The following is a 9,534-nucleotide window of genomic DNA, read 5'->3' on the forward strand; positions in this document are numbered from 1 at the left end:
TTTTTATTGAACAATGTATATTCTATATGTTCTTCCTTTTTGAAATCAGTGAAGAAAATTGCAAAAAGAGCCATACCACCAGCACCGACCAAGGATAGCGGCCCTAATATGGCTACTGCCATAATACATACAAGTACACCCAACCAAGCAAGACCACGGACTACGGTGTATGCAATCTCCGGGATGGCATCCTGATAAGTCACAATTAGACCTTCCGTAGTGAGTCGGTATTTGTAATTTTTATCCGCCATCACCAAATAACGAAAATAAGGTATCATTACAGCAGTAACGCCCAACATAATATAAACAACGCTCCAATCCTCACCTGCAGTCAATAACAGCCCCCCCCCAAGAAATAGTATCGAAAAGAGGCTCGTTATCATAATGATAATCCAGGCTAATGGCGTGGGAACCCTGATATCCCATTCATGGAGAGTCGGTGCCTCACGCACTCTCTTCTGATTGGCATCGATAATGCGCTGTTGCTCTTCCTGCGGTAGCAGATGAAAAGGGATTTCCTGCTCGCTCACCTCGATTGCCTCATTCACCTTGTCCATCAGTTATTCCCCAACTTACCGACCACCAACGCGGGCATTTAACCCAGATCGCCGCTGCTACTATTCAATATGACAGTACCGCCACTGCTACTACCACCATTGAAAATATACTCCCGCAGAATCATCCCCTCGAAATAAACTAACTCCAGTTTGATAGCCGAATTGGTATCAATCCCCAGCAGCAGGGTATAGACCATGCCACCTAAACTTCCGTATTGAGGCTCAAGAAGATCACCGGATAGTAAGCCAGCTTGTCCACCGAACAAACTGGCCTCCTAGTGAATAGCAATAACAGTTATTTCTCAATGGCAGTCGAGACATTAGAGTCAAATAATTGGATGACCTTTTATATTTTTTATATCGACACACCTGATTTGATTCTTAATCATTTCAATAACACATTCAAAATCCTCAGACTTACAATATAAATTGTCGCTATATGCGACTTTAAAGGGGGTGGATTCAAATCTCAGTGCCTTCTTTCTATTAGAAATAGAAAGCGTGTAGGGCCAGTCTTTTCTAAACATGGTTTCATGCTCTGAAACTTCACTCTTAAAGTCAGTGAAAAACACCGCAAAGAGCGCCATGCCACCTGCACCAACCAGGGCTAATGGCCCCAATACAGCCACTGCCATCACACAAACCACCACACCAAGCCAAGCCAAGCCACGCACTATGGTGTAGGCTGCCTCTGGAATAGCATCCTGATAGGTGACGATAACACCTTCCGTTGTGAGCCGGTAATGATAGTTTTTATCTGCCAACCACAAGTAACGAGTAAAGGCCGCAACTATTGCCCCCATGATAATAGGAGCCCAACCAGCATCATTATCGCTATACACTAGCCATATACCAATAGACATCATAATACCAACGGGGATTGAAATGACTAGCCAAACAAAAGGTGTTTCTACCCTAATATTCCACTCATGTAGCGTAGGGGCTTCACGCACTTTCTTCTGATTAGCATCGAGAATGCGCTGATGTTCTTCCTGCGGTAACAGATGAAAAGGGGTCTCCTGCTCGCACGCTTCAACTACCTCGTTTACCTTATCCATTATTTATTCCCTTGCTTGCCGACCACCAACGCGGGCATGGTACCCAGATCACCGCTACTGCTATTCAATGTGACAAGGCCGCTACTGCTACTGCGCCCTTGAAAATAAACTCCCGCTGAATCATGCCCCCGAGATAGCCCAGTTCCAGTTTGATAGCCGAATTGGTATCCACTCCCAGCGGCAGGGAATAGACCATGTCATCTCAGCGCCCTCGTAGCGTCTCTATCATCTTGGGTTGCATCGCAGCTTGATAGCGCGCCAGCTCCTCCTTGGTGCGCACCGCTACCATCTGACCAGCTCTCGCAATTGGCTGGCCGATGACCTTCAGGCCTATGGTCTGCCCTCGCAAGTGCGCAGGGAGTGAGAGTTGCCACTGTCACTAGGAACGACCTGTGTCCATCCAGCCCTAAGGTGCGGTGCGTACCACAGTCAAACTGCCCCCTGGCTTATTGACCAGCATTTCAAAAGGAACCAGATCATCTACGATAGACTGATTGCACCAGAGTTGATTGAAATTACCACTTTTTTGACACCAATAATTTCTCTATAACTGTCACATCTGACAAAAGTATTACTCGAAGGATTTACTTATTGATCTCATCCAGCCTTCTTGGCGTGCCAACATCCAATACACCAACGGGAGCTCTGCGAAGAGATAATTCACTTTTAAACTCTCTATATTCATCACACCCAAGTTCTTTCATTAAACTTGATAAAACCCTATATAGTTCACCTTCATTGCAATATAAATAAGAGAACTCAAACCAACTGAATGGAATGATATCAAAGCGAATAAGGCTTCTATTTTTCACAACTTTCACAACATATTTTTTATCTTTATTAAAAACCGTGTATTCAACTGATACTTTCTTTTCGAAGTTAGTAAAAAAAACAGCAAAAAGTGCCATGCCACCTGCACCAACCAGTGCTAACGGTCCCAATACAGCCATAGCCATCACGCAAACCACCACCCCAAGCCAAGCCAAGCCACGCACTATGGTGTAGGCCACTTCAGGAATGGCATCATGATAAGTGACGATTAAGCCTTCTGTCGTCAGCCGATAATGGTAATGCTTATCAGCCATAACCAAATAGCGAAAATAGGGGAACATAATCACCCCCACTATAATAAAAACCCAGCCATTGGATGAACTATTCCATAACATTCCCGCACCGATAAGTATAGGTGCACCGATCAACAAAAATATAAAAACAGGAACAAAAGACTCTCTAACCCTTATTTCCCATTCATGTATCGTCGGTGCCTCGCGTACTCTTTTCTGATTGTTAGTGTTGATTTCATGCTGCTCTTCCTGCGATAGTTGATGAAGAGGGGTTTCCTGCTCACTTACCTCAGCCATTGCATTCACCTTATTCATTATTTATTTCCTTGGTTGCCAACTACCAAAGCCGGCATTTTTTCCAGTTCACCACTACTTGTATCCAATGTGATGGGGCCGTTGTTATTTCCGCTGCCCTTGAAGATAATTTCCCGCTGGACCATACCGCCCATATATCCCAGTTCCAACTTGATGGCACTATTGGTAGCGATACCCAAAGGTAGGGTATAGACCATGTCATCCCAGCGGCCTCGTTGTGTTTCCAGCGTCTTTGGCTGCATCGCAGCCTGATAGCGCGCCAGATCCTCTTTGGAGCGTACCGGCACCATCTGGCCAGCTCTGGCAAGTGGTTGAGAAGTGACATTTAACCCTATTGTTTGTCCTCGCAAATGGGCGGGGAGCGAGAGTTGCAACTGCCACTGGGGGCGACCGGTATCCATCCAGCCCTGAGGCCTGGAGCGAACCACAGTCAGGCTAGCTCCAGGCTTATTGACCAGCATTTCAAAGCGAGCCAGTTCGTCTTCCGAGGACCAATTGGCAGGCTGCTTACCCCAGGTAGATTGTAATAACCACTTCTCCAGATCCGAGCGTTTAAAAATATTGAGCAGCACGGTCAACACCAGATAAGCGGCACCTAGCACAAAGAGTCCAACCAGCATCCAGGGCGCAAAGATCGCTGCGATTGATGAGAAACCCAATCCATTCCCCAGCAGATAGAAGAGCTGTGCGCCAAAGATGATTCCTTGCCCCAGCAATACTCCTGCTTTCATCTGCAAGAGCGTCTTTTCCATATCACTTATCAGGGGATCCTTGCTGGCCTGGAAGGTGTCCCACATCTCTGCCCCGGCAGCCACCATTCCCAATCCAGCAAAAGCTAACATCCGCATAGAGAATGACTTAATCAAAGCTCCACTCTCACTTCCCAGCACATCACTAATAGGCAATGATGTCAGTGTTTTACCGTTAATTACTAGAGGTTTTAGCTTATCCCATGCCGCCCCCTGATAGAGCGCGGCGATGGCATTACCCGTCCAGGCGAAGGCCGAGCCCAACTGCATATTTGCCCGTTCCCGGCCGATGGACTGGGCGTTTTGCGCCGTCCCTGCGATGACCACTGTCAGATTCCAGAGGTTGAGCAGGGCAACCAGCCCGCCAAAGGTCGCCAGATTGGGAATTCTCTCGTTCATGGCCGTGATGCGTTGATTCACGCCGCTACGTACGCTCGCCAGATAGTCACCAACATATTGTCTGGCTTGTTGCTGGTAGAGATCGCCTTTCAGTTTCACCAGCAGGGGCATTTCGCTGGCAATCAGGGTATCAAGCTGTTGCTGCAAGGTTTTTAGCTGACCGTTGATGGCCTTCACCGTGGTGCTGCGCCCGGGAGGGGGGGAGCTGATGGCCGACATCTCCTTGACTATGATCCAGACCTTCTGCTGGAAGCGGTTGTGGAGCATCCGATAGTCTCGGTTGACCTGCAGCGGCTGGTCGCCGAGCAGGGATTCCAGCAGTACCAGTCTGAGGTTGCCCGCCAGGCTGTTCTTCCAGGCATGGGGCAAGATGGCCGCCATGATCTGGGCGTGAGCCCCCTTGGCCATGGACTTTCCAGCCATTTTCATGGCTTCAATGACGGCTTCGATCGTCTGGAACCAGGACTTTTGCTTGAATCTCTCGTCCCCCAGTAACGTCTCCAGATCAGCCGTTCTGCCAAAGAGGGCCGTCATATCCCCAGAGGAGGTACTGAGCCAGGCATTGTCTACCGTCAGCTCGCTCAGTCCCTTGTGCAACGCGGCATCAAAGCCATAAGGGGCAAGCGCCAGCAAGTTGTCGCGGCTCTTTTCGCCCAGCAGTTTCTCCAGCGCTTTCTTCCTCTCCTCCGTGCGGCAGCTAAGAGAGAGAACCGGCCCGGCCTCGGCAAACAGGGTCTGCAGATAGGCTTGTCCCTTGGGTGTTCTGTTGTCCAGACCAAAGGGCAGCGGATCGGCCTTGAGGCGGGTCACACCGTTGAACAGGTCTTCATGAGCCCGCGTCAGGGCCAGCTCCAGCTCATTGAGTGGCACCTGGTACTGCTTGATAAACGCATTGAGCCCGCTCCAGTTGACCTCATCCTGGAAAGCTGCGCGCTCTTTCCATTGGGAAACCTGTTTTTGGGATGGATTGAAACCATATTGTTCCCGCAAGATTTTCAGCTTCTCATCAGCCCGTTTCTCCATGGGGGAGTTGAACCGCACCATCCCGGGCTCTGCCGTCATGCTCTCCATGTCGGCGAGGTAGCGATCCCCAAGATAATCATCCAGCGCCTCTTCAAAGGCCTGGGTCCTGGCGACATTTCCCCTGACGGAGGCGGGCAACTCCTTCTCGTCGAGCCTCACCCTGGCCAGGTTGCGCGTGACCTCCGCCATCATCAGCTTGTGGCTGTTGACCTTCATGGTGGCATCATCTTTCCCCAGCAGTGCTTCGCGCTTGGCGAGCAGTTGATTGACCTTCATGGAAAGGTCGGCAAGGTCGGCCAGCGGGTCCTCCAGAGCGACCACCATGGCGCTCTTGGGATCCGGTATGCCCGCCTTGTAGGCAGTCGGCGAACTCGCAGGTTTGTGAGCCAGCAACTTGATCCCCTGCTTGTCCTCTTCGGCAGGCTTGGCAAGGGGGGTAGAAGAGAGCACAAATCCCTTGTTGGACATCCCCAGGTCCGCAACCTTGTCGAGCACATCTGGCAGACCGCAATGAGGGGCCTTCATGGTGCTGGCAAAACTGCCCAGTTTCACCTGCCGCATCCAGGTGGTGCGCAAACCGCCGCTCTTTTCCATCTCATGCTTGATGCGCCCCGTCCAGCGCTGGGGAGAATAAGCGAGGGAGAGGGTATGGCTCGCAGGGTAGAGCAGATGCCCCTTGCTTCCCTTGCTCTGGCTGATGAAGGTCGCTCCCTTTATCTCGTACTCATCAAATGTCTTGGTCTTTTCGTCATACACATAGAGCCAGCCATCACGCAGTTGGCGCAAGGCATAACCGCTCTCTTTCAACTTGAGAGGCACCACAAAGCCTGCTCCGGCGGGGACTGGGTGAGACTGCTTTTGTGGCGGGGAGAACGGCTCATCCAGGGCATAACGCACCGGGATGATGGCAATCTTCTTGTTCTTGAGCGGACAGACTCCTGCCGGGCTCTTGCTGTCGGTCGTGTTTGCACACTGGGCGGCTTGATTGGGCGTACTCATGCGTCTTGATCCTTGTTGCTCAATACGGCAGCAAGCTCGGCGGCCTGCTCGATACGTTGCGAAGGGGTCTGGGGCGAACGCTGGGTAATCAACGCCTTGATCCGGGGATGCTCATCTTCATCAAACCAGTCACTGCCGAGATACCCCATCACATTGAAAAACAGCAGCAGATCCCGCTCGCTCTCGAATCCCTGGGCATAGGCGTAATCAGCCCAATAGGCAATCCAGGCCATGGGTTCTGGCAGCGTCAGCATGCGAGCCCCAAACCAGGTGTGCATGTGCGCTCTTATCCCATCGAGGGTGTGCAACCAGCTCACCTCTCCCAGACGGCGCCACTGCGCATCGGAAAGTCGCAGGCGATCCCCCATGGGGGACCCCATTCCAGGCGCGGCAACCTTGTGCTGCCACACCAGCTCCTCCCCCTGCCGGGTCGGGATCCAGACTTGAGCCACCCCCTGCCAGAGCCAGGGTTCATCATCCATAAACAGCCGCCACATAGTCTCCGGCATGGCCAGCTTGAGCAAAATCCTGCTGCCATAGGGACTCTCCACCTCGATAAACCCACGCAGTCGCTCGGCCAACGGCAACAGAGAAAGAGGGGACGATAACAGGTAACCCCATGATGCATCGCGGTTTTGCATAAACCAATCCAGCAAATTGGGCGTTGCACAGACCAGACAGGGGCTCACTTCTCGCAAGCTGTCCCAGGGGGCGTGAAGGTAAACAGGCTGATAGGAAGGCGATGGGTCCTGCTCGAACAACGCGCGCTCCAGCGCGGGAATGCGCGCCCCATCGAGCAACAGATAGAGTTGCTCACCGCTGTTCAGCTCGATGTCGGGACGCTCTGCGACGAAAGCCATGGCCATCAGCCACCACCCTCCTGTCTGGCCAGTTGCTCACAGATCTCGCACACAGGTTCGGCAGACTTGAGCGTCGCAATCTGACGTGCGGGGTCCATGGGAGGCGGTGGCGCCACCACCTCAACCGCTCCGGGCTGGATCGGCATCTGGCCACCCCAGCCAGAGCCAGACCCCGGGCTGCCGCCTGAGTTCATCTTGATGGAGCCGCCCGAGAGGGTGACACCGCTCGGGTCGATTTTGACAAAACTCCCCCCCACCTTGAGGGTCAGCTCGGCACCCGCCTCCATTACGATCTTCATGCCCGCCTTGTGGTGTACCTCGCTTCCCGCTTCCACCAGCAGGGATTGGCCGAGCTTCTGGTGCAGGCTGGCATCCACGGTCAGGGAATAGTCGGCCTTGATGTGATCCCGTTTTTCACCGTTCACAGTGAGGTGATCATTGGCCTTGATGCGGGTCACCCGCTCATTGTCGATGTCCCTGTGTTCGTCGTGCTTGATGTGCCAGGTGGCATCGTTCTCGATAAGCACGTTCAGGTCTTTCTGACCGTGGATGTAAATCTCTTCCTTGCCCGCCTGGTCTTCAAAGCGCAGCTCGTTAAAGCCCTCACCCTGGTGAGTTTCGGTGCGCAGCACGGTGCGGGTCTTGTTGGCAGGCAACTCGTAGGGCGGCCGATTGGTGGCGTGATAGGTGCGACCGGTCACGATGGGCTGGTCGGGGTCCCCTTCCAAAAAGCTCACGATGACCTCATGGCCGATGCGCGGGATGGCCATCATGCCGTACTGCCCCCCGGCCCAGCCTTGCGAGACTCGCACCCAGCAGGAACTCTGGTCGTTGGAGCTGCCATATCTGTCCCACGGGAATTGCAGTTTCACCCGGCCGTGCTCGTCGCAGTAAATTTCCTCTCCCTCGGGGCCCACCACGATAGCAATCTGGGGGCCATCCACCATGGGCTTGTGGGGTGCCTCGGGGCTGCCGATACGCGCCCGCCAGGTGGTGCTGGCTTTCACCACCCCGAACTCGTTGTGGTAGACGGTGGGGCCGCTGCCCCCCTCCTCTTCCAGCGCCTGTGGCTGCAAGCCGGTGTGCTGGATACGCACGATTTGCCAGTCGGTGTTGAGGCTACCGTTGGGATGTTCAGTGAGCGAGAAGCTCTGCCCCGGCTGCAAGGCGGCGCAGTTGGACTTAGCCTGGCCCGCCACTGCGTCATTGCGCAGCGCATCCAGCCGGTGCTGGGCAAACGCCTTGCCGCTCTGGTCCGCTTTGTAGCGACCCGGATAGTCGAAGTGCTGGTAGGTGTCGCGCTGGTGGGTCAGCTCCGCCCCCACCTTTTTGTGGGAGAGGCCATAAGCCGGGGTCTTGAAGCTGTAGTCCTTGAGCTCCACATCCGACGGGCGCACCGCCTCCCGATAGTGGAACTGCCGCACATAGGGGCCTTGCTCAAGGGAACGATTGCCGAGGTTGAAGAAGAGCTCGGGGCCTTGAGTCAATGCGGCTGCGTCGTCGGCAAAGACGATGCGATGCTTGCCCGCTTCAAACTCGTGGAAGTAGAACATCCCCTCTTCGGCGGCGAGGCGGTTCACAAAGTCGAGGTCGGTTTCCCGGTACTGAACGCAGTATTCCCGCTTGGCGTGCTCGTTTTTCAGGGCAAAGGCGTAATCGGTGATGCCGTGCTCTTGCAAAAGAATGCTGAGGATTTCATCGGGCTTTTGTGCCTGGAAGATGCGGGAGTTGTGGTGAAGTGACAGCCGCCACAGGGCCGGCTGCACCATGAGCTGATAGCGGGTGCGGCGAAAGCCGCTGTCACCCTGTGCAAAATCACTGACCACCCCGCACACCCGGCGCTGCGGCTCGCCGTTGTACCAGACCAGCAGCTCGCAGGGCTGGTCCAGCACGGCGCCAACGTCGATGTCGGGCTGGGCACTGGCCAGCTCAAGGCGCAGGTTGAACGGCCGGTTGAGCGCTTCATCCAGCGCAAATTCGGCCACCACAAAGGTGCTCTCGGGCAGGGCCCCCACCTTGACGGTAAATTGTAATCCTGTGCTGTCTGCCATGAGGGCTCCTTAACCTGCCAGTTCGCAGCCCCGGGAGCTGCACGGATGACGTCTGAGATCAGGCGCGTCGCAAGATGGGTCACCATCGCCATCAGCATCGCGAGGGAAGGCACGGTGCAAACTGAGAAGCGCCGCTTTCATCTGACAAGGCAATCGTGGGAGATGGTGCGACCGGCCTTCGTTGTGTTTTGCCATCCAGCCGCCATGCAGCCGGATGGCAAAACACAAAAGCTCCGACCACATCCGGTTGAATGGGTCGGAGAAAGCTTGCACGGGTCTGGTGACGGCTGACACGGCAGTCATCAGGCCCTGGGGTGCACTACAAGGAACAACGGCAATCAATAAATCGGTGATCAGGCCTCGATCGGCGCGCGCCAGTCATCCGCACCAGAGGTACCGGCAACGGTGTGCTCCCAGTCGATCTTGCGGTAGGCCATGGAGACCTGGATCAGCTGGGTG

Annotated in this window: 9 protein-coding genes and 1 pseudogene; 1 reads left to right on the top strand and 9 read right to left on the bottom strand. The window is 54.1% G+C overall.

Features of this window, described 5'->3' with window-relative positions:
* The 8 genes from BGO64_RS12870 to BGO64_RS12905 all read right to left on the bottom strand — a co-directional run.
* On the bottom strand, window positions 1-557 hold a 557-nt coding region (locus BGO64_RS12870; RefSeq protein WP_286700777.1), incomplete at its 3' end, for an immunity protein TsiV2 protein.
* 38 nt (window positions 558-595) lie between these two features.
* Window positions 596-823 carry a hypothetical protein gene (locus BGO64_RS12875; protein ID WP_202044251.1) on the bottom strand — a complete coding sequence of 76 codons (228 nt, stop codon included), beginning with the start codon at window positions 821-823 and terminating at the stop codon, window positions 596-598.
* 60 nt (window positions 824-883) lie between these two features.
* The gene (locus BGO64_RS12880) at window positions 884-1,615 is read right to left on the bottom strand and encodes an immunity protein TsiV2 protein (RefSeq protein ID WP_286700778.1); all 732 of its coding nucleotides are present in this window, start codon (window positions 1,613-1,615) and stop codon (window positions 884-886) included.
* 64 nt (window positions 1,616-1,679) lie between these two features.
* Window positions 1,680-1,811 (bottom strand): hypothetical protein, encoded by a 132-nt coding sequence (locus tag BGO64_RS12885; protein ID WP_268843431.1) that lies wholly within the window; start codon window positions 1,809-1,811, stop codon window positions 1,680-1,682.
* A gap of 388 nt (window positions 1,812-2,199) precedes the next feature.
* Window positions 2,200-2,994: an immunity protein TsiV2 protein gene (locus BGO64_RS12890; RefSeq protein WP_286700779.1), complete on the bottom strand. Its 795-nt coding sequence runs from the start codon at window positions 2,992-2,994 to the stop codon at window positions 2,200-2,202.
* Window positions 2,994-6,164 carry a toxin VasX gene (locus BGO64_RS12895; RefSeq protein WP_286700780.1) on the bottom strand — a complete coding sequence of 1,057 codons (3,171 nt, stop codon included), beginning with the start codon at window positions 6,162-6,164 and terminating at the stop codon, window positions 2,994-2,996. Before BGO64_RS12895 ends, BGO64_RS12890 begins: the two co-directional genes overlap by 1 nt.
* Window positions 6,161-7,030, bottom strand: a complete 870-nt coding sequence (locus BGO64_RS12900; RefSeq protein WP_286700781.1) for a DUF4123 domain-containing protein — start codon at window positions 7,028-7,030, stop codon at window positions 6,161-6,163. The genes BGO64_RS12895 and BGO64_RS12900 overlap by 4 nt, the downstream gene beginning before the upstream one ends.
* A complete protein-coding gene (locus BGO64_RS12905) occupies window positions 7,030-9,075 on the bottom strand; it encodes a type VI secretion system Vgr family protein (RefSeq protein ID WP_286700782.1) in 2,046 nt (681 codons plus the stop codon). Before BGO64_RS12905 ends, BGO64_RS12900 begins: the two co-directional genes overlap by 1 nt.
* Window positions 9,076-9,120: 45 nt before the next feature.
* Between BGO64_RS12905 and BGO64_RS12910 the strand changes: the two genes are divergently transcribed.
* Window positions 9,121-9,366: a hypothetical protein gene (locus BGO64_RS12910; protein ID WP_286700783.1), complete on the top strand. Its 246-nt coding sequence runs from the start codon at window positions 9,121-9,123 to the stop codon at window positions 9,364-9,366.
* Between the two features lie 62 nt (window positions 9,367-9,428).
* Here BGO64_RS12910 and BGO64_RS12915 read toward each other — a convergent pair.
* A pseudogene (locus BGO64_RS12915) lies at window positions 9,429-9,534 on the bottom strand (type VI secretion system tube protein Hcp); the annotation flags it as partial.

The organism is Aeromonas sp. 62-46 (genome assembly GCF_001898585.1).
Classification (GTDB): domain Bacteria; phylum Pseudomonadota; class Gammaproteobacteria; order Enterobacterales; family Aeromonadaceae; genus Aeromonas; species Aeromonas caviae.

Excerpts from the sequence above, each read along its gene's own strand:
- BGO64_RS12880 (WP_286700778.1), bottom strand. The coding sequence starts at position 1,615 with ATGGATAAGGTAAACGAGGTAGTTGAAGCGTGCGAGCAGGAGACCCCT.
- BGO64_RS12885 (WP_268843431.1), bottom strand. The coding sequence starts at position 1,811 with ATGGTCTATTCCCTGCCGCTGGGAGTGGATACCAATTCGGCTATCAAA.
- BGO64_RS12890 (WP_286700779.1), bottom strand. The coding sequence starts at position 2,994 with ATGAATAAGGTGAATGCAATGGCTGAGGTAAGTGAGCAGGAAACCCCT.
- BGO64_RS12895 (WP_286700780.1), bottom strand. The coding sequence starts at position 6,164 with ATGAGTACGCCCAATCAAGCCGCCCAGTGTGCAAACACGACCGACAGC.
- BGO64_RS12900 (WP_286700781.1), bottom strand. The coding sequence starts at position 7,030 with ATGGCCATGGCTTTCGTCGCAGAGCGTCCCGACATCGAGCTGAACAGC.
- BGO64_RS12905 (WP_286700782.1), bottom strand. The coding sequence starts at position 9,075 with ATGGCAGACAGCACAGGATTACAATTTACCGTCAAGGTGGGGGCCCTG.
- BGO64_RS12910 (WP_286700783.1), top strand. The coding sequence starts at position 9,121 with ATGACGTCTGAGATCAGGCGCGTCGCAAGATGGGTCACCATCGCCATC.